This window comes from Flagellimonas chongwuensis (genome assembly GCF_013376415.1).
Lineage (GTDB): Bacteria > Bacteroidota > Bacteroidia > Flavobacteriales > Flavobacteriaceae > Flagellimonas > Flagellimonas chongwuensis.
This window is the reverse complement of record NZ_WYET01000001.1, coordinates 517,438-538,440: the sequence shown is the minus strand read 5'-3', so window position 1 is coordinate 538,440 and position 21,003 is coordinate 517,438. Positions and strand designations below refer to the sequence as shown.

17 protein-coding genes are annotated in these 21,003 nt (G+C 43.0%); 12 read left to right on the top strand and 5 right to left on the bottom strand.

The window, feature by feature from the left end:
* Positions 1–69: 69 nt before the first annotated feature.
* From GUA46_RS02325 to GUA46_RS02310, 4 genes are all read left to right on the top strand, one after another.
* Positions 70–2,226: a prolyl oligopeptidase family serine peptidase gene (locus tag GUA46_RS02325; protein WP_176619136.1), complete on the top strand. Its 2,157-nt coding sequence runs from the start codon at positions 70–72 to the stop codon at positions 2,224–2,226.
* 39 nt (positions 2,227–2,265) lie between these two features.
* Positions 2,266–3,261 carry an ABC transporter ATP-binding protein gene (locus tag GUA46_RS02320; RefSeq protein ID WP_176619135.1) on the top strand — a complete coding sequence of 332 codons (996 nt, stop codon included), beginning with the start codon at positions 2,266–2,268 and terminating at the stop codon, positions 3,259–3,261.
* Positions 3,239–3,646, top strand: a complete 408-nt coding sequence (gene arfB / locus GUA46_RS02315) for an alternative ribosome rescue aminoacyl-tRNA hydrolase ArfB (protein ID WP_176619134.1) — start codon at positions 3,239–3,241, stop codon at positions 3,644–3,646. The genes GUA46_RS02320 and arfB overlap by 23 nt, the downstream gene beginning before the upstream one ends.
* A 136-nt stretch (positions 3,647–3,782) precedes the next feature.
* The gene (locus GUA46_RS02310; protein WP_176619133.1) at positions 3,783–6,398 is read left to right on the top strand and encodes a M14 family metallopeptidase; all 2,616 of its coding nucleotides are present in this window, start codon (positions 3,783–3,785) and stop codon (positions 6,396–6,398) included.
* 80 nt (positions 6,399–6,478) lie between these two features.
* On the opposite strand, the gene GUA46_RS02305 is transcribed toward GUA46_RS02310, so the two are convergent.
* Both GUA46_RS02305 and GUA46_RS02300 read right to left on the bottom strand, forming a co-directional pair.
* Positions 6,479–8,143, bottom strand: coding sequence for a SulP family inorganic anion transporter (locus tag GUA46_RS02305; protein WP_176619132.1), 1,665 nt, complete (start codon positions 8,141–8,143; stop codon positions 6,479–6,481).
* A gap of 279 nt (positions 8,144–8,422) precedes the next feature.
* Complete coding sequence (locus GUA46_RS02300) at positions 8,423–9,178, bottom strand: sulfite exporter TauE/SafE family protein (protein ID WP_108245694.1); 756 nt, start codon at positions 9,176–9,178, stop codon at positions 8,423–8,425.
* A 70-nt stretch (positions 9,179–9,248) separates the two neighbouring features.
* Here GUA46_RS02300 and GUA46_RS02295 point away from each other — a divergent pair, with 70 nt between their 5' ends.
* Positions 9,249–11,057, top strand: a complete 1,809-nt coding sequence (locus GUA46_RS02295) for a sodium:solute symporter family protein (protein ID WP_176619131.1) — start codon at positions 9,249–9,251, stop codon at positions 11,055–11,057.
* A 4-nt stretch (positions 11,058–11,061) separates the two neighbouring features.
* Here GUA46_RS02295 and GUA46_RS02290 read toward each other — a convergent pair whose 3' ends face one another.
* A complete protein-coding gene (locus GUA46_RS02290) occupies positions 11,062–11,652 on the bottom strand; it encodes a riboflavin synthase (protein ID WP_176619130.1) in 591 nt (196 codons plus the stop codon).
* 59 nt (positions 11,653–11,711) lie between these two features.
* On the opposite strand from GUA46_RS02290, the gene pdxA reads away from it, so the two are divergent.
* The 7 genes from pdxA (at position 11,712) to GUA46_RS02255 (ending at position 17,904) form a co-directional block, all read left to right on the top strand.
* Positions 11,712–12,764 carry a 4-hydroxythreonine-4-phosphate dehydrogenase PdxA gene (pdxA, locus tag GUA46_RS02285; protein WP_176619129.1) on the top strand — a complete coding sequence of 351 codons (1,053 nt, stop codon included), beginning with the start codon at positions 11,712–11,714 and terminating at the stop codon, positions 12,762–12,764.
* Between the two features lie 110 nt (positions 12,765–12,874).
* On the top strand, positions 12,875–13,408 hold the full coding sequence (locus tag GUA46_RS02280; RefSeq protein WP_176619128.1) for a YceD family protein: 534 nt from the start codon (positions 12,875–12,877) through the stop codon (positions 13,406–13,408).
* A gap of 7 nt (positions 13,409–13,415) precedes the next feature.
* Positions 13,416–13,616: a 50S ribosomal protein L32 gene (gene rpmF / locus GUA46_RS02275; RefSeq protein WP_108245690.1), complete on the top strand. Its 201-nt coding sequence runs from the start codon at positions 13,416–13,418 to the stop codon at positions 13,614–13,616.
* Positions 13,617–13,790: 174 nt separating this feature from the next.
* On the top strand, positions 13,791–14,786 hold the full coding sequence (locus GUA46_RS02270) for a beta-ketoacyl-ACP synthase III (protein ID WP_108245689.1): 996 nt from the start codon (positions 13,791–13,793) through the stop codon (positions 14,784–14,786).
* A 25-nt stretch (positions 14,787–14,811) separates the two neighbouring features.
* Positions 14,812–15,306 (top strand): acetyl-CoA carboxylase biotin carboxyl carrier protein, encoded by a 495-nt coding sequence (accB, locus tag GUA46_RS02265; RefSeq protein ID WP_176619127.1) that lies wholly within the window; start codon positions 14,812–14,814, stop codon positions 15,304–15,306.
* An 87-nt stretch (positions 15,307–15,393) separates the two neighbouring features.
* On the top strand, positions 15,394–16,752 hold the full coding sequence (accC, locus tag GUA46_RS02260; protein WP_176619126.1) for an acetyl-CoA carboxylase biotin carboxylase subunit: 1,359 nt from the start codon (positions 15,394–15,396) through the stop codon (positions 16,750–16,752).
* A 33-nt stretch (positions 16,753–16,785) separates the two neighbouring features.
* Complete coding sequence (locus GUA46_RS02255) at positions 16,786–17,904, top strand: NAD(P)/FAD-dependent oxidoreductase (RefSeq protein ID WP_176619125.1); 1,119 nt, start codon at positions 16,786–16,788, stop codon at positions 17,902–17,904.
* Here the strand turns inward: GUA46_RS02255 and GUA46_RS02250 are convergent.
* Both GUA46_RS02250 and GUA46_RS02245 read right to left on the bottom strand, forming a co-directional pair.
* Positions 17,901–18,563, bottom strand: a complete 663-nt coding sequence (locus GUA46_RS02250) for an ABC transporter ATP-binding protein (RefSeq protein WP_176619124.1) — start codon at positions 18,561–18,563, stop codon at positions 17,901–17,903. The genes GUA46_RS02255 and GUA46_RS02250 overlap by 4 nt on opposite strands.
* Before the next feature lie 11 nt (positions 18,564–18,574).
* A complete protein-coding gene (locus GUA46_RS02245) occupies positions 18,575–20,986 on the bottom strand; it encodes an ABC transporter permease (protein WP_176619123.1) in 2,412 nt (803 codons plus the stop codon).
* Positions 20,987–21,003: the final 17 nt, after the last annotated feature.

Here is a 21,003-nt window from a genome sequence, read left to right as displayed (position 1 = left end):
TAAAGCATCAACTGTAGCCAATAGGTTTGTGTGTTTTGTGTACTTTTATCGGAATCAATCCGAGAAAACATGAAAAACATAAGTCTATTGGCTGCTTTGGTTTTATTCGCGGCCTGCAAAGAAGAATCTAAAACTAGAGAACCTATTACTGTGAACTACCCTACAACCAAAAAAGTTGACACCGTAGATAATTATTTTGGAAACGAGGTCCCAGACCCCTATCGGTGGTTGGAAGATGACCGAAGCGAGGAGACCGAGGCCTGGGTCAAGAAACAAAATGCGACTACATTCGGGTATCTGGAAAAGATTCCATTTCGCGAAGACCTTAAAAACCGATTGGAAAAACTTTGGAACTACGAAAAAGTGGGCTCTCCCTTTAAAGAGGGAAACTACACCTATTACTACAAAAACAATGGCCTGCAAAATCAGTATGTGGTTTATCGCAAAAAGGACGGTGGCGAAGAAGAAGTCTTTTTGGATCCCAACACATTCTCAGAAGATGGCACCACATCCTTGATGGGATTGAATTTCACTAAAGACGGTTCCAAGGCCGCATACCTTATTTCCGAAGGCGGAAGCGATTGGCGCAAGGGTATCGTGATCGATGCCGAATCCAAAGAAATTGTGGAGGACACCTTGGTAGATATTAAATTCAGTGGTATTTCCTGGAAGGGCAACGAAGGTTTCTACTACTCCAGCTATGATAAGCCCGAGGGAAGCGAGTTGTCGGCAAAAACGGACCAACACAAACTCTACTATCACAAGTTGGGAACGTCACAATCGGAGGATAAAATCATCTTTGGCGGAACACCAGAAGAAAAACACCGTTATGTAGGCGGTTCCGTATCAGAAGACCAGAAGTACCTTTTTATAACCGCATCTGTTTCAACATCCGGCAATAAATTGTTCCTAATGGACCTATCCAAAGAAAATCCTGAACTGGTAACAATTTTGGACGATACCGATTCCGATACCTACCCGATCGAAAATGAAGGTTCCAAACTTTATTTGGTGACAGATAGGGAAGCCCCTAATAAAAAAATCGTGGTCGTGGATGCTTCCGACCCAACGCCCAACAATTGGAAAGATCTCATCCCCGAAACAGAAAATGTATTGACGGCCGGAACGGGAGGAGGTTACTTTTTTGCCGAATATATGGTAGATGCTATTTCCAAAGTGCTCCAATACGATTATGATGGCAATCTGGTACGAGAAGTAAAACTGCCAGGCGTAGGAAGCGCAGGAGGTTTTGGCGGCAAAAAAGAGGACAGCGAATTCTATTTCTCCTTTACCAATTACAATACGCCAGCTTCCCTGTACAAATACGACGTAGAAACTGGTGAGTACGAACAATATTGGAAGCCTCAAATTGATTTTGATCCCGATGATTACGAATCAAAGCAAGTATTCTACAACTCAAAAGATGGTACAAAAGTACCCATGATCATCACTTATAAAAAAGGAACGGAACTGAATGGCAAAAACCCGACCATGCTCTACGGCTATGGTGGCTTCAATGTGAGTTTAACGCCCTCTTTCAGCATAGTGAACGCCGTTTGGATGGAGCAAGGCGGTGTGTACGCCGTTCCCAACCTTCGTGGTGGTGGCGAATATGGTAAAGAATGGCATATTGCCGGAACAAAGCTCAATAAACAGAATGTATTTGATGACTTTATCGCGGCTGCCGAATACTTGATCGAAAACAAATACACTTCAAAAGAATATCTCGCTATTCGTGGGGGTTCCAATGGAGGATTATTGGTCGGTGCCACTATGACCCAAAGACCAGATTTGATGCAAGTTGCTTTACCCGCAGTAGGCGTAATGGATATGCTCCGTTACCATACCTTTACCGCCGGGGCAGGGTGGGCCTATGATTATGGAACTTCCGAAGACAATGAGGAAATGTTCAACTACATTAAGGGCTATTCACCTGTTCATAATGTAAAGGAAGGAACGGACTATCCGGCCACCTTGGTGACAACAGGTGACCACGATGACCGTGTAGTACCCGCACACAGTTTTAAGTTTGCCGCAGAACTACAAGAAAAGCAAGCGGGGGAGCAACCCACATTGATACGTATTGAGACCAATGCAGGTCACGGAGCGGGCACTCCGGTTAGCAAGACCATTGAACAGTATGCCGATATCTTCGGCTTCACGTTTTACAATATGGGGTACGATGAACTCCCCAACCAAGGCGTTCTAAAGGAGTTTAAAGATTAAATTTTATAAAGGCCGCCCATTTAGGCGGCCTTATTTTCTATGCTAAAAGTTCAAGTAGATTCTTTTGGTTACCGAAACAACACCATATTAAAGGGTATTTTATTTGAAGTGCCCCCAGGAGAACACGTGGCATTGATGGGCGAAAGCGGCTCTGGAAAAAGCACGCTGCTCAAAATCATCTATGGGTTGCTCCATGTGGAGGATGGCTCTATTTTTTGGGGCGATGTCGAAGCATTGGGACCCAATTTTAACTTGGTCCCCGGAGAACCCTATATGAAATATCTGGCACAGGATTTTGATTTGATGCCCTTCATTTCCGTGGAAGAGAACATAGGACAATTTCTTTCCGTTTTCGAAAGAGAAACACATGAAGAACGCATCAATGAGCTTCTAGACTTGATAGAGATGAAGCCCTACGCCAAAACCAAAGTGAAGTATCTTAGCGGCGGGCAACAACAACGCGTAGCGCTGGCCCGTGTTTTGGCACAAGAACCTGAAATCCTACTATTGGACGAGCCCTTTGGGCACATCGATAATTTTAAGCGAAATGTACTCCGTAGAAACCTTTTCCAGTATCTAAAAAAGCAAGGTATTACCGTATTGACGGCCAGTCACGACCCCAGTGATGTATTGCCCTTTGCAAAAAGAACATTGATATTGGAACAGGGCAAAATCATTGCCAACGAGAACACCCAAGAACTCTACAAAAACCCGCCAAATTACTACACCGCCTCACTATTTGGGCAAGTAAACGAAGTACCCATGAAATTATTAAAGTCCTATTCGGAAATAGATAGGTCAGTATTAGTATATCCGCACGAGTTCAAATTTTCGGATTCCTCTGGGCTTCAAGTTAAAGTAATCAATTCGTTTTTTCAAGGCAATCATTACTTAAATGAAAGTGCAGCGGAAGATGGCACCACAATCTTTTTTAATTCAGAGAAAAAGCAAGACGCAGGGACAACTATTTTTCTTAATGTATCTTTGAATACCATCAACAGAAGGCTTCAGGTTGGACAAAAAGCAAATACATAGGGAACTGGTTTTTAAGGCCATGCGAAGCAGTGGTGCTGGCGGTCAAAATGTGAACAAGGTTTCTTCCAAAGTAGAACTCACTTTCATTATTGACACATCAGAAGGTCTTTCTGATAAGGAAAAGGAGCGTATTCAACTCAAATTGAAATCCAGATTGACGAATGATGGCGCCTTGATTCTTCAATGTGATGAAGCACGTAGCCAACATCGAAATAAAGACCTCGTAGTGAAGCGGTTTTTCGAAATCCTGAAAAATGCGCTTGTGGTACCCAAAAAGAGAAAACCGACCAAACCAACTAAGTCCTCAAAAGAAAAAAGGTTAAAATCCAAGAAGATTACAGCAGATAAAAAGGCTGCCCGAAAAAAGCCGGATTTGGGAAAATAAGAATTTGATGATTTTCTGTCCTTCAGATTATAAACCCATCAAAAAAAATTAAGTCTGCAACAATTCTGATCTATCGGATTTAATATCCTCGCTTCAATTGCTTAATTTTCAGTCAAATTATAACTAATTCAAAAAAATGACTTCTAAAATTACAAACCTCAAAACATTACTGCTCTCAACAGTAATGGCTTTGTCCTGTGCTGCGTTTGCCGTGGCGCAAACGGTACCCTCACCTGAGGACGTGTACGGATTTAGGGTAGGGGCCGATTACAAATTGGCGGACTATTCACAAATTGAAGATTATCTAAACAAGCTGGATGCTGCATCCAACAGAATCAAAAAAATCGAGATAGGTGAAACGGTACTCGGCCGTAAAATGTATCTTATGTTTATCTCTACGGAAGAAAACCTTGCCCAACTGGATAAGTGGAAAGATATCAGCACTAAACTGGCAAGAGTTCAAGTAGATGATGCCGAGGCCCTAAAATTATCGCAGGAAGGCAAGGCAATTGTATGGGTAGATGGCGGGATGCACTCCACAGAATTGGCCCACGGACAAATGACCTCCGAGTTAGCTTATACATTGGCCACATCGGAAACCGCCGAAATGCAAAAAATCAGGGAAAACGTAATTACCCTTTTAATGCCCGTAATGAATCCAGATGGACTGGACATCGTTGTCGATTGGTATCGCAAGAATATGGGAACGGCCTATGAAACTTCCCGTCCCCCAATTTTGTACCACTACTATATGGGGCACGATAATAACAGGGACTGGTTTATGAACATTATGCCCGAAACCTATAATGTCACCAAAATCCTGTACAACGAATGGTACCCTCAGATTGTTTACAATCATCACCAATCGTCCCCTTCATGGACCAAAATTTCATTACCTCCCTACGCCGACCCTGTAAATCCAAGAATACACCCGGCAATAACGGCAGGGGTAAGTGAGGTAGGATCGGCCATGACCAAGCGTTTTTCCCTTGAAAATATGCCCGGTGCCATTGCCGATAACTTTTATACCATGTTCTGGAATGGAGGTGGACGTACCGTGCCTTATTATCATAACATGATCGGTATTTTGACCGAAACGGGCCATACCACCCCCACCCCCCGCTTCTATGACCCCGAAAAACTCCCTAAAACTGTGGCGGGTGGCACCCCAACCGATGGTACAGACATTATGTACCCAGATCCATGGAAAGGTGGCGAGTCCCATTTTAGGGATGCCGTGGATTATATGTTAACGGCAACCTGGGCCACTTTGGACCTTGCAGCAGACCGCAAGAGTAATTACCTGCACAATATTTACAAGATGGGTAAGTCTGCGGTTGAAAAAGGTAAGACCGAAGACTTGTTCGCCTACATTATCAGCAAGGAACAGTGGGATTCCTTTGAGGCTGTAAACTTGGTAAATGTATTGCTACAAGGTGGTATCGAAATTGAAAAAGCGACCAAAGATTTTACGGTAAATGGCAAAGAATATGAAGAAGGCTCTTACGTTATCTACACCGCTCAGGCATTTAGACCATACCTTTTGGACTTGATGGAGAAACAGAACTATCCAACACGTTTCCAATATCCAGGGGGGCCTCCCGACACTCCCTATGATTTGGCGGGATGGACATTACCTATGCAAATGGGCATCGATGTAGATAAGATTTCTGAATCATTCAATGCTCCAACGGAAAAAGTCACTGGTCTGGTAAAATACTACGAAGGTGAAGTCAACAGAAATGGCTCCTTCGGATATGCGCTAAGCGTTAATAGTAATGCTTCCGTAGTGGCCACAAACAAAATTCTGAAAGCTGGCGGAACGGCGTACAAGAGCATGTCAGAATTCAAAGCAGGAAAAGTAACGCTCCCTGCTGGATCGTTTATTCTTACCGGAGAAAAAGAAATGATAGAATCCTTGGCAGATGAATACGGCCTCGAATTTACAGGCCTTTCGGTCAAACCAGAGGTTCAATTGAAAAAAATCCATTTGCCCAAAGTGGGGCTGTACAAGTCCTGGGTGGCCAATATGGATGAAGGATGGACCCGTTTTGTTATGGACAAATACGAATTTGATATGGATACCTTGCACGATGCAGATATCAAAACAAAGGATTTATCCAAGTATGATGCCATCATCATCCCATCTCAAAGACCGAGTTCCATTTTACACGGACATGACAATTTGAGCATGCCGGAAAAATTCACGGGCGGGATAGGCCTAAAGGGTTCTTTAGCTTTGAGCGACTATGTTGAAGCCGGAGGAACCTTGATTGCCTTTGATGAAGCGAGTGACTACGTGATAGAACAATTCGGATTGCCGTTGCGTGATGCTGTGGAAGGAGCTGACAGTAAAGACTTTTTTATCCCAGGTTCATTGATCAAAGCAGGTGTGGATACCTCGCACCCATTGGCATTTGGAATGAAGGACACCGTTGCAGTTTCTTTTAACAGAAGTAGGGCCTTCACCATTGACAAACAACGAAAATCTGGTGAAGGAGGAACAGAGGACATCAAAGATGCTCCAGCACCCGAAGTTGAAGTAATCGCCACCTATGCCGCCAAAGATTTATTGATGAGCGGTTGGGCCATGGGCGAAGACAGGTACATTGCAAAAAAACCTGCATTGGTAAAAGCCAAATATGGTAAGGGTTCGGCAATATTGTTTGCATTCCGACCACAATTTAGGGCACAGCCTCGCGGAACCTATAAGTTGATCTTTAATGCGATTTACGAAGGCGCTTCGGAATAGCGGAACATATTAGTGTATAAAGAAAAGCCACATCAAATTGATGTGGCTTTTTCTATTCCTATTATAATTCTTGAACAAATTTATGAATGGTTTTGAGTTTCCAACTCCTTGGCAATCCAAGAAAAACTGTCCTGAACTTCTGAAAAGACCTGTTCTTCGGGAACCAAGTCGGGAATAATATCAATACTTTCAATAAGCCGTTTGGGCTGTTCCTGCAAGCCAGTTAAAACGGTTTTTACGTTTTTATTGGATAAATCAAAAATGATGGTTTCCAGAGCATAGACACCCGACTGATCGATATGTGGTACACGGTCCATACGGATGACAAGTACTTTTATATGTTCATCAATATTTTTTACCTGATCCTGAAAGTATGACGTAAAACCAAAAAACAACGGACCATTTAAATGTTTGATAAATACTTGGTCCTTATATTTCTCGTAGAAACTCTCCTCATCTACCCAAGGCCTTTCCCCATCAAAACCCGCAAGGGTACCAACCTCCATGCCCTTTTCCCCAATATCACTGGCGCGTTTCATAAACAACAATGCCGCCAGCGTTACCCCAATACCAACTGCTTGGATCAGACTGCCAAATGTGGTCCATAATAAAACAATGATCAGTACCACGGAATCAGCCTTAGGCATTATCTTTATATGTTTGAGACCACGTGTATCGATAATTTTAAACCCAATCGGAATCAATATTCCTGCAAGCACAGCCAAGGGGATGTATGCTGCGAGTGAACTCAACCCCAATAAAACGGCCAAGAGAAATGTGCCGTGCAAGGCTCCGGAAAGCCTCGTTTTACCACCATTGTTTATGTTTACCACAGTACCCTTGGTTGCTCCTGCGCCAGGTATGCCCCCAATCAATGCTGCCACCATATTGCCAATACCTTGGCCGATTAGCTCGCGATTGCTATTATGCTTGGTTTTGGTCATGTTATCCGCAATTACCGAGGTCAACAACGAGTCAATGGAACCCAAAACGGCCAAGACCAGTCCATATTCCAAAACCATAAAATAGGCTTCACTATCAATGCTGAAAAGGCCGTCTATTTGCAGTGAGGGTAATCCCGAAGGTATTTCTCCAATAATAGGAACATCCCAATTTATAAAATAGGAAAAGATAGATACCGCAATCAAAGCAACTAGAGCGCTGGGTACGGTCTTGTTGATTTTTGGAAAGAGATAATAAATTATCACCGTCATTGCTCCCAAAACCAAAGCTTGCCAATTAAACTCGGTAAAAAGTCTGGGTAAATCAGACATTACCTTTATAGTAGATTTTGCCGAATCCAAACCAACGAACGGGAATATTTGCAGGATGATGATAATGAGTCCCACACCGCTCATGAAACCCGAAATTACGGGGTAGGGAAAGTATTTGATATATCCGGCAATGTTTACTAGCCCGAAAATTATCTGTAATACCCCGCCGACAAAGAAACTCAGAATAATGATGCCCATTGCACTTTCCAAACTTCCTGTCAAGTCAATGGCACTGGCCACCAAAGCTGCCGAAACCACGGTCATTGGTCCGGTTGGGCCGCTAGCCTGTGTTTTTGTTCCCCCAAACAAGGCGGCAAGTATACCAATTGCGATTGCACCGTACAGCCCTGAGATTGCACCGAGACCGGATTGCACACCAAAAGCCAATGCCAGCGGTAGCGCTACGATGCCCGCCACGAGTCCGCCAGTAAAATCGCCTTTAAAATATTTTGTATCGTAAAATTTTGCCATAATTGGTTAGGTTCTATTGTGAGTTTTATTTTACTTGAAATTTACAACTTTCGAAATTAACCCTCGAGCCTTTGGTGTTTTATCTTGGTCTGAAAAATTCATTCTTACATAAATATCTATCGGCATACGCCTTGTCTACTAGTCTACGAATTGGTTCGGCCATGTTCTTGAAATTCTCATCCGACTAGACAATCCTTTGCTCTGGCTCATGCCCAGCTCCTGCGGAATCTTCATAAACGAATCATATTGGTAGAAATACCTTTTCAAAAAAAGAAAAAGTTATTTAAACAAAATTGCCACAGCACCAATGGCCGTTACAATCAAGATAAAACGCTTGTAGTTTTTTTCGTTGATTTTCTTCACCAAGAAAACGCCCAAAATCAAACCGAGAAGAATGGCGGGCAAAAGCCTTAAGTTAATCAGAAGGCTTTCAACCGTAACCGTTTTCCAAACAAATACATGAAAAGGAAGTTTGAACAAATTAGTGATAAAGAACAGCCAAGCTGCCGTACCCACAAACTCGTTCTTGGGCAATCGCATGGCCAAAAAGAAAATATTGGTGAAGGCACCGGCCAAATTGCCGATCATGGTACAGATTCCGGCCAAAATTCCCATAGAACCCGAAAACAACCAATGGGTGGGCACGGTTTGGGACTTTCTTCTATCCCACCAAATGAGCATCGCCAAACTTATAAATATCACAATTACCATCCCCCATTTAAATTCCCATTCAGGAAGATCTTTGCCGACCAATACTCCGACGAGTATCCCAAGGATCATCCATGGAATAAACTTAAAAATGTATTTCCATTGGGCGTGTCGGTTGTAATAGACCACCGCAAAAATATCCCCAACAATCAGCAGCGGAATAAAAAGCCCCGTAGAAGCTCTCGAACCAAAGGCCAAAGCCATAAGGGTCACATTAAAAATGGACATGCCCTTAAGTCCCGCTTTGGAGACCCCCATCAAAAAAGCAGCGGTAGCGGCCATGGTCCAAGCGGCAACAGAAATGTCGGAGAAAGCAGAAAGAAACATGAGGATTTTTTTTGCGGGTTCACAAAAGTAACCCAAAAAAACTATCTTTAGCTCCAGCCAAACTGAACAAATGAAATTAGAGCTTTTAGATTACACCATCATTTTTGGATTTTTTGCTTTGGTCCTCTTCATAGGGATTTATGTTTCAAAAAAATCCGGACAAAATTCAACAGAATATTTTTTATCCGGCCGAAGTATGCCCTGGTGGCTTTTGGGATTGTCCATGGTCGCTACGACTTTTTCCACGGATACGCCCAATTTGGTGACCGATTTGGTTCGCTCCAATGGTGTTTCAGGAAACTGGGGGTGGTGGTGCTTTTTGTTGACAGGGATGTTGACCGTTTTTGTTTATGCCAAGCTTTGGAGAAAATCTAACGTAAAAACGGATCTGGAATTTTATGAATTAAGATACGGGGGAAAGGCAGCAAGCTTTTTAAGAAAGTTCAGGGCCATATATCTTGGGGTTTTGTTCAATGTGATCACCATGGCCTCCGTTACCTTGGCCGCCATAAAGATAGGTGGCGTAATGCTAGGGTTGGACCCTTGGGTAACTGTGGTAAGCGCAGGCCTTATCACTGTTATTTTTAGTGCCCTAGGTGGATTTAAGGGTGTTGTGTACAGTGATTTTTTCCTGTTTTTTATGGCAATGGCCGGAGCAATAGGAGCTGCTTATTATCTGGTTAATTTGCCCGAAGTGGGCGGATTGCAAGCGGTTCTGGAAAATGAGAATGTAAAAGATAAATTGAGCATACTCCCCGATTTCAGTGATAAAAAAGCCTTGATCACTGCGCTGATCATACCCTTGGCGGTGCAATGGTGGAGTTCTTGGTATCCTGGAGGCGAACCAGGCGGTGGAGGTTATATTGCACAACGAATGTTGGCGGCGAAAAATGAGAATCACGCTATTGGAGCTACCTTCTTCTTTAATATTATGCATTATGCTTTAAGACCTTGGCCTTGGATTCTAGTGGCTTTGGCCTCCTTGGTAGTATATCCGGATGTTGCGAGTATCCACGAAGCCTTCCCCAATGTAACAGAGGATAAGCTGGGACATGACTTGGCCTATTCCGCCATGATGACAAAACTCCCAACAGGTCTTTTAGGTGTGGTTCTAGCCTCTCTGGTTGCGGCCTATATGTCCACCATTTCTACGCAATTGAACTGGGGTTCCTCCTACATAGTGTATGATTTTTATAAGCAACAAATAAATCCAGAGGCATCAGAAAAACAAATGGTAAATGTGGGTAGGATTTCTACCGTACTGTTAATGGTGTTGAGTGCGTTTTTGGCATTGGCCCTACAGGATGCCATGGGAGTGTTCAACCTGCTTTTATCATTTGGAGCGGGAACAGGGCTTATTTTCATATTAAGGTGGTTCTGGTGGCGAATCAACGCTTGGAGTGAAATTACCGCCATGTTCTCATCAGGAATACTAGCGGTTTTACTCGAAACCACTCCTTTGCGAGGTTATTTGTTTGCTCCGGACACAGGTATTTTTCCTGAATGGGCCGATTTACCTTTTATAATGATAGTAACTTCCATTATCTGGTTAACAGCCACATTTGTTACCCAACCGGAAAGTAAAGAGGTGCTTCGAAGCTTCTATCTAAAAATTCAGCCAGGAGGTCCAGGTTGGGCAAAAGTTGTTGATGAAGCGGAGGTCGAAAATGTGGAAATAGTCAAGACAAACGAAAAGTGGAGTGTACCATCAGGAATTAAGGCAATGCTATCAGGAGTTGTATTGATTTACTCCATTATGTTCGCCACAGGATATTGGATTTATGGAGAATACCAATTGGCCATCATTCTAACTGTTGTAGTAGCCCTTTCCGCTTTTGTATTATTAAAGGTATGGCAAGGAATGAAAAACGTGTTTTAGCGGGTTACCCTCGCAACTCCAATAATCTGGAAACATATTTTCCAACCACATCGAACTCTAGGTTAATGGTGCCACCTACTTTGTAGGTGTGGAAACGGGTATGCTCGTAGGTGTAAGGAATTATCGCAACGCTAAAACTGTCTTTTTTGGAATCCACAACGGTCAAACTAACTCCGTCCACCGTAATGGAGCCTTTTTCGATGGTCACATTATTGAGTCTGGAATCGTATGCAAAGGTATAGACCCAACTGCCATCCTTCTCCTCAATGGATTTACAAGTTGCGGTTTGATCCACGTGCCCTTGAACAATATGTCCGTCCAAACGCGCGCCGAGCAACATCGCCCGCTCCAAATTGACCACTTCCCCAACCTTCAGGTCGCCTAAATTGGTTTTGCTCAGGGTTTCTTCAATAGCGGTCACGGTATACTGATCGGCATGAATGGAAACAACGGTTAGGCATACCCCGTTGTGCGAAACACTTTGGTCTATCTTTAATTCAGAAGTAATTGTGGAAGAAACTGTTATATGAAGATTTCCGCCCTCTTTTTCCAGCTTTTCAACTTTCCCTAAAGTCTCTATGATCCCTGTGAACATTGTGTCTTATTAATTGACTAGTTTTGTAATGCAAAAGTAGCCATAACGGCATTCATTTTATGAAGGAAAATCAAAAAATACGATTGGGGATCTCCATTGGAGACATTAACGGAATTGGGTGCGAGGTAGCGCTCAAAACTTTTGAGGATGCAAGAATGTTGGACTTTTGCACACCAGTACTATTTGCATCCAACAAGATTGTTTCACAACAGATCAAAGATTTTGGGCTGGATATCAAATTCAACGGTGTCCGCGATGCCGACCAGGCCTTGGAAGGAAAAGTCAATATCGTAAATGTGAGCAAGGATGTTCCCAGTATTCAGTACGGACAGGCCACAAAGGAGGCCGGTGAATTTGCCATTACATCATTGAAGGCCGCCGTGAATGCCCTAAAAGAAAATAAGACCGATGTTTTGGTGACGGCACCCATCAACAAAAACAATATACAATCCGAAGATTTCAAGTTTCCCGGACATACCGATTTTTTGGCCCAAGAACTGAAAGGTGAAAGTCTGATGTTTATGGTAACCAACGAACTTCGGGTAGGTCTGCTTACCGATCACATCGCCGTAAAGGATGTGGCCAAGGCCATAACCCCAAAGCTTATCCGCAACAAAGTTGTTACCATGGAGGAATCGCTAAAAATGGATTTTGGCATTCGTAAACCCAAAATTGCGCTTTTGGGGATCAATCCGCACAGTGGGGACAACGGAACCATTGGGGAAGAGGACGATAAAATCCTAAAACCTACCATAAAAGAATTGTTCGACAAGGGCACTTTGGTGTACGGCCCCTATTCGGCCGATAGTTTCTTTGGTTCTGACAATCATAAAAATTTTGATGCCATACTGGCGGCATACCACGATCAAGGGCTAATCCCATTTAAAACACTCTCTTTTGGAAAGGGAGTCAATTATACTGCAGGTCTAAATAAGGTAAGAACATCACCCGATCATGGCACCGCCTACGAAATTGCAGGCAAGGGCAAGGCGGACGACAGTTCGTTTAAAGAAGCAGTTTTTACTGCCATTCAAGTGTTTAGGAACCGGACCGAATACCAAGAACTCACCGAAAACCCTCTAAAAAAGCAGAAAATTAAGCGCGGAGGGTAAAAAGTTGTATTCATTTTGGATATTTGTTGTGGCAAGAATTGCAGTTTTGTAAATTAGTAGTATCTTTGCACCCGCCTTTAAAGGCTGGTACACAAACCTTAAGTGTAGAAATGATGAAGCTGAAAGAGTTTAATATCCCTTTTTCAGGTCTGAAGTTGGGAAAACATAACTTTGTGTACGAAATTGATGATGCGTTCTTTGAATCTTTTGACTACCAAGAATTTAACGGAGCTTCCGTAAAAATTGATGCCATTTTGGATAAAATGAGCACGATGATGGAACTTCAGATTGAAGCGGAGGGAACCATAAATGTGGATTGTGACTTAACGGGCGAACCTTTTGACCAGCCTATTGATTCCAAATTGAAACTAGTCGTCAAGTTTGGCGAAGAGTACAATGATGAAGACGATGAGATCCTTATCATTCCACATGGAGAACACCAATTTAATATTGCACAGTACATATACGAAATGTTGGTGCTGGCCGTTCCACAAAAAAGGGTTCATCCCGGAGTGGAAGATGGCACATTGCAATCCGAAATCTTGGACAAGCTAGAAGAGCTTCAGCCAAAAGAGAATACAAAACCATCAGAAGACACAGACCCCAGGTGGGACGATTTAAAAAAGTTACTAACGGATAAATAGGTTTATAATGGCACATCCTAAGAGAAAAATATCAAAAACCAGAAGGGACAAAAGAAGAACCCACTACAAAGCAGTTGCGCCTACAATTGCCAAAGACTCAACAACAGGTGAAATGCACTTGATGCACAGAGCACATTGGCACGAAGGCAAATTGTACTACAGAGGTCAGATTTTGATCGACAAAACTGAAGAGGAAACAGCGGCCTAATCGCAAACACCTTAAAATAAAGCAACTCCCGTTCAATTTTTAACGGGAGTTTTTTTATGGGCCCACGTTAACACCCAAAAACGATTAATTTTGCCCATAAAGTCATATAAAATGACTAATTTTCACCGCTTTTGGGTCAAATTTGATTCTTTTTGACAATAAAGAGAGGCTAAAATGAAGAAAACAACAGCAGCAATAACAGCTGTAGGAGGATATGTTCCCGATTTTGTACTTTCCAATAAAGTACTGGAAACTATGGTAGATACCAACGATGAATGGATAACTACCAGAACCGGAATCAAGGAACGTAGAATCTTAAAAGAAGAGAATGCAGGAACATCTTTTATGGCCATCAAAGCCGCAGAAGACCTGCTTCAAAAAAGAGGCATTGAAGCTTCCGAAATAGATTTTGTGCTTGTAGCAACCGCAACCCCCGACTTGCCCGTAGCATCAACCGCTGCATATGTGGCTTCAGAAATTGGTGCTGTAAACGCTTTCGCCTACGACTTGCAGGCAGCGTGTTCCAGCTTTTTATACGGGATGTCCACGGCAGCCAGCTATATTGAATCCGGTAGATATAAAAAAGTATTGGTCATTGGGGCCGATAAAATGTCCTCCATAATAGATTATACGGATAGAACTACTTGTATTATTTTTGGTGATGGAGCCGGAGCGGTTCTTTTTGAACCTAATGAAGAAGGATTGGGACTTCAAGACGAATATCTTCGCTCTGATGGTATTGGTCGTCAATTTTTAAAGATTGATGCAGGCGGCTCTATTCTGCCTGCTTCTGAGGCAACCGTAAAAAACAAACAACATTTTGTGTACCAAGACGGTAAGTCCGTTTTTAAATTCGCGGTATCCAATATGGCAGATGTATCGGCACTGATCATGGAGCGGAACAATTTGACAAAAGATGATGTGCAATGGTTAGCGCCCCACCAAGCCAATAAACGTATCATCGATGCCACAGCAAATCGAATGGGAGTAGAACCAGAAAAAGTTCTAATCAACATCGACCGTTACGGAAATACGACCTCCGCAACATTGCCCTTGTTGTTGTACGACTTCGAGAAGCAGTTAAAAAAAGGAGATAACATAATTTTTGCCGCCTTTGGAGGTGGTTTTACATGGGGTTCCATTTATTTAAAATGGGCCTATAATTCTTAATCACGCAACTAACAAATTATATTCCATGGACATTAAGGAAATTCAAAGTTTAATCAAGTTTGTCGCCAAATCGGGCGCCAGCGAGGTGAAGCTGGAAATGGAGGATATCAAAATCACCATTCGAACGGGAAGCGCCGGTTCAGGTTCACCAGAAACCACAATTGTTCAACAGATTCCTGTTCCCCAAACAGCAGCGGCTCCAGCAGCACAAGCACCAGTAGCCCAAGAAACCGCTGCACCTGCACCATCTGAAGCCAAAAAATCAGATGATGACTCCAAATACATTACCATAAAATCTCCTATTATAGGAACTTTTTATAGAAAACCTTCGCCTGACAAACCAGCATTTGTCGAGGTTGGAACTTCCATCAACAAAGGAGATGTTCTTTGTGTGATAGAGGCAATGAAACTTTTCAACGATATCGAATCCGAAGTTTCAGGTAAAATTGTAAAGATTTTGGTTGACGATTCCTCTCCTGTTGAGTTTGACCAACCCTTATTCTTGGTAGACCCGTCGTAGTGAATTTTAAATGATAGATTCTGGGCCATCAATATCATCGCCCGGAACCATTTAAGATTTAGAATTCCTAATTTAAGATTGTGTTCTATGTTTAAAAAAGTATTGATTGCAAATAGGGGCGAAATTGCCTTGCGGATCATAAGAACCTGCAAGGAAATGGGCATTAAAACGGTGGCCGTTTACTCTAAGGCGGATGAGGAAAGCCTTCACGTTCGTTTTGCCGACGAAGCCGTTTGTATTGGTCCGGCACCCAGCAGTGAGTCTTATCTGAAGATTCCAAATATTATAGCGGCAGCGGAAATTACCAACGCCGATGCCATTCATCCGGGGTACGGATTTCTTTCTGAAAACTCCAAGTTCTCCAAAATATGTGCCGAGCACGATATCAAATTCATTGGTGCATCCGGTGACCAGATTGATAAAATGGGGGATAAGGCCACAGCAAAGGAAACCATGAGAAAAGCCGGAGTACCAACCGTACCTGGTTCCCAAGGTCTACTTAAAGATGTTGATCATGCAAAAAAGGAAGCCAAAAAAATGGGGTATCCTGTAATGATCAAAGCTACCGCTGGTGGTGGAGGAAAGGGAATGAGAGCCATCTGGTCCGAAGACCAAATGGAGAAAAACTTCAACAGTGCCGTTACCGAAGCGACCGCAGCCTTTGGAAATGGTGGAATGTACATGGAAAAGTTGATTGAGGAGCCTCGCCATATCGAAATCCAGATTGTTGGTGATCAATATGGAAAAGCTTGCCACTTATCCGAAAGGGATTGTTCCGTTCAACGTAGGCACCAAAAACTTACCGAAGAAACCCCGTCTCCATTTATGACGGACAAACTCCGTGAAGATATGGGCAAGGCAGCAGTTAAGGCGGCCGAGTACATCAAATATGAAGGAGCGGGAACCATTGAATTTTTGGTGGACAAACACCGGAATTTCTACTTTATGGAGATGAACACCCGTATTCAGGTAGAGCACCCGATCACAGAACAGGTGGTGGATTACGATTTGATCCGTGAGCAAATTTTGGTAGCGGGTGGTGTGCCGATTTCCGGTAAAAACTACTATCCAAAATTACATTCCATCGAATGTAGGATCAACGCGGAAGACCCTTATAACGACTTTAGACCTTCTCCGGGAAAGATAACAACGCTTCATACGCCCGGTGGACACGGCGTCCGTTTGGATACGCATGTGTACAGTGGTTACATGATTCCTCCGAATTATGATTCCATGATCGCGAAGTTGATTACCACCGCACAAACAAGGGAAGAAGCCATCAACAAAATGAGAAGGGCCTTGGACGAGTTTGTTATCGAAGGTGTAAAGACGACCATTCCATTTCACCGTCAATTGATGGATCACCCAGATTATTTGGCCGGCAACTATACCACCAAATTCATGGAGGATTTTAAAATGGATCCAAAATATAAAGAAGAACATTAATCAAAGCCCCGAATTTATCGGGGCTTTTCTTTTATGCAATTAAGTTACTGGGAACATAAAAGTTGGTTTTCCAATGTTGATTTTACCGTAATCGGCAGCGGTATCGTTGGTATTAATTGTGCCATAAGCCTTAAGGAAAAATATCCCAAGAGCAATATCCTGATATTGGAAAAAGGCAGTTTACCACAGGGGGCAAGTACTAAAAACGCAGGTTTTGCTTGTTTTGGGAGCGCCTCGGAAATTCTATCAGACTTGGAGCACCATTCTGAAGAAGAAGTGGTGAAGCTCGTCGAAAAACGCTGGAACGGCATTCAGAGACTACGTCATCTTTTGGGAGATAAAGCCATAGGATTCGAGCTCCACGGAGGTCACGAACTGTTTCCTTTGGAAAAACCTGCGTTTTATGAAAAATGCTTGGAATCCATTCCTTATCTCAACCGTTTGATGGAGCCGATTTTTGCCAAAAACCCTTTTGTAACCAATTCCAATTTCTTCGGGTTCTCCAATATTCAGGAAAAGTACATCACGCACCAGCTGGAAGGGCAATTGGACATAGGCAAAATGATGTGCTCCTTGATTCAAAAATGTGTGTACATGGAAATACCCATTTTAAACGGCGTAATGGTGCAAGATGTGACAGAATGCAATGGCGTTGGAATCATCAAAACAACCGACTTTGAGTTTCAGTCCAAGAAAGTATTCGTGGCCACCAACGGGTTTGCCTCAAGGTTATTGAAGTTGGAAACTGTAAAACCTGCAAGGGCACAGGTCTTGATTACGGAACCCATCCAAAACTTGCATATCAAGGGGACATTCCATTTTGACGAAGGCTATTATTACTTCCGCAACATTGATGATAGAATCCTGTTCGGTGGTGGAAGAAACCTTGATTTTGAAACCGAAGAGACTATAACTTTCGGACAGACCCCGATTATCCAGAACAAACTGGAAGAACTGCTACACACAATGATTTTACCCCGGCAATCCGTTAAAATAGAGCGGAGATGGAGCGGTATTATGGGAGTGGGCGCACAAAAATCACCTATCGTAAAACAGGTTTCAAATGCTATTTACTGCGGCGTTCGCCTGGGCGGAATGGGTGTCGCACTCGGCAGCCTTATTGGCAAAGAATTGGCCGAACTGGCCGATTAAACCATCCGCCCGTCCAATAAATTGATGATACGGGAGCCGTATTCCGCATTTTTCTCCGAATGCGTCACTTGGATAATGGTCACCCCTTCCCGGTTTAATTGCTTGAAAAGTTCCATGATTTCTTCCCCTTGTTTCGAGTTAAGGTTTCCTGTAGGCTCATCGGCCAATATTAATTTAGGATTGGATATCAATGCTCTCGCCACCCCTACCAATTGCTGTTGACCACCGCTTAATTGTGCAGGGAAAAGGTCCTTTTTCCCAACAATATTGAAACGGTCCAACATATCGGCTACCATCGCCTTTCGCTCAGAGCCTTTTATTTTTTTATAGATCAGGGGCATTTCCAAGTTTTCCTTTACCGTAAGCTCGTCCAACAAATGATAGGATTGGAAGACAAAGCCAATATACTGTTTGTACAAGTTGGAACGGTGTTTCTCCTTTAGGGAGTGTACGGATTCATCCATGAAATTATACTCGCCCTCATCAAAAGTGTCGAGCATCCCGATGACGTTGAGCAATGTGGATTTTCCGGAACCTGATGGCCCCATGATAGAAATGAACTCGCCTTCTTCAACCTCTAGGTTGATATCCTTTAATAAAAATATACGTTGGCCGCCCGTGGTGACCCATTTGAAAATATTGTTGAGTTGTAATAGCATAGTATGTTTATTTATTCGTCCCTTAAACTTTTCACCGGATTTGCAGATGCAGCTTTTACCGTACGTGAACCCACCGTAATAAAAGCTATCAATGTAGCCGTAAGTCCTGCAACAACAAAGAACAACGGACTTAAACTTACGTGCGAGGCATAATTCTGCAACCATTCATTTAAAAAATACCAAGAAATTGGGGTGGCTACCAAAAAGGCCAGGCCGACCAACTTTAAAAAATCCTTGGTCAGTAACAGCGCAACGGAAGACACGCTTGCTCCTACCACTTTTCTCACTCCTATCTCTTTTGTTCTTTGCGCCACCACTAAAATGGAAATAGCGAATAGCCCCAAGCAACTTAATATAATTCCCAAAATACTGCCACTTGTAATGATTGTGGCCAAGGTTTTCTCCCTTTTAAAGGTGCGGTCCACATTTTCATCTAAAAACGAGCCCAAGAACTCTGCTTGAGGCTCAATTTTTTCCCAGGCCGTTTTTATGGCATCAAAAGATTGTGCGGCATTTTTGGGCGAAATTTTCACGTATGCATAATATAGGTCCCAATTACGGTTGAGGAATAAGGTAAGCGGTTGTACTTCCTTTTTTACATCTTGGAAATAATAATCTTTTATGACCCCGACCACCGAATAGGTAACGGCATCATCCATATTGATTCGGATGGACAGTGGGTCGTCCTCTCCAAATTGCTTGGCCATGCTTTCGTTGATTACCAAACTAAGACTGTCGGTACTGTATTTTTTATCGAACATACGTCCTTCCAAAAGCTCAATATCCAAGGTTTTGGCGTAGTCGTAGTCTACGGTAAGTGCATTTGTAATCAATCCCCTGCCTTTATAATCGAATCCCATGGCACTGCTGGTAATACTGCCGTCCTTCCCTAGGCCCAAATTGCTATCAGAGCCGGATACGCTCAAAATATCAGGGTTTTGGGTAAGTTCATCCCGCAAAAGTTCTATAACGGCATAACTATCCTTTCTGCCGTTCAAGGGGATGGATACCACCTGTTCCTTGTTATAGCCCAAGTCCTTGTTCCGCAAAAACTCTATTTGTCCGTGCAAAACCAATGTCCCACTGATCAAAATAATGGCGATTGCAAACTGAAGCACGATCAAACCGTTTCTTAACCGGTTTTTACCAAAGTCCAACTTACCTTTCAGTGCTCTAAGGGTGCCCAGTTTGCTCATGATCAATGCCGGATAGCCCCCAGCAATCAGGGTGATTATAAAAATGGATGCAGCAAACAGAAGAATAATAGCGGGCTTGGTCACCTCGGCAAAAGTGGCCTTTGTTACGAATAGGGTTTTAAAGGGATCTATGAGTAAATTGCTTAGCAGAAGCCCAAGTCCGATGGAAACCAAGAAAACAACTACACTTTCCATCCAAAACTGGAAGAACAGTTGCTTTTTTACCGCCCCCAGTGTTTTGCGCATACCGATTTCTTTCAATCTTTTTTCACTCAGGGCAATGTTCATGTTAATGAAATTTGCGCAAACAATGAATATAATCACAATTGCCACCCCAAGAATCAAATAGGGAAAAGTGCGGGCTGTTTCGGCCTTTCCTTCCTTAAAGGATACGAAGTGCATGTCGGTAATAGGCAACAAATGGAACTGCTTAAACTGTCCATTTTCATCAGGGGATGCTCCATCCCTTTTATCGCTTTCGATACTTCCCCTATAATGAAGATTGGCAAATTCCCTTGAATTGACCTCGAACTGTTCTGTCGTCATACCCTCTTCCAATTGCAGATAAATCGGAAAAAACTGAGAGTTCCAAACATCCTTGTTAGCCTCAAATTCGGGATGGTTCTCGAACGGAATCACAATATCAAAATCTATACTGCTATTGGTCGGTGTGTTTTCCAAAACGGCCGAAATGGTAAAGGGATAAACATCGCTTCCCACTTTAACCTGAAGCACATCGCCGACCACATTCGTGTTCCCGAACATTTTTGTGGCTGTTTCTTCGGTTATGGCAACAGAATTTTTTGAAGGCAAAGGATTGTTAGTATTACCCGCAATCACGGGAAAGCTGAAAATAGAAAAGAATTCGGCATCAACGAATTCGGCATCCAAATCCAAATCTTTGTCCTGGTAGCTTACCAAGGCATCCTCGCTCAAGCTTCGGGTAATTTGCTTTATTCCCGAAACTTCTTCCTTAAGGGCGCTCGCCAGAGGGACTGGGTTGGATGTGCTCGTTTCTGCTCCTCTTGGGGTTTGGCTGGTCAGGTAGATTTGGTATGCACTATCCTTATTCTCGTGGAACTGATCAAAAGACAGTTCAAACAAAGCTGTCATGCTCAACAGAATGGCCACGGCAAAAGCGCAGGTAAGTCCTACAATGTTGGCAATACTGAATATTTTGTTTTTTATCAGATTTCTCCAAGCGATTTTAAGATAGTTCTTGAACATGGTTTTCGTTGTTTGTT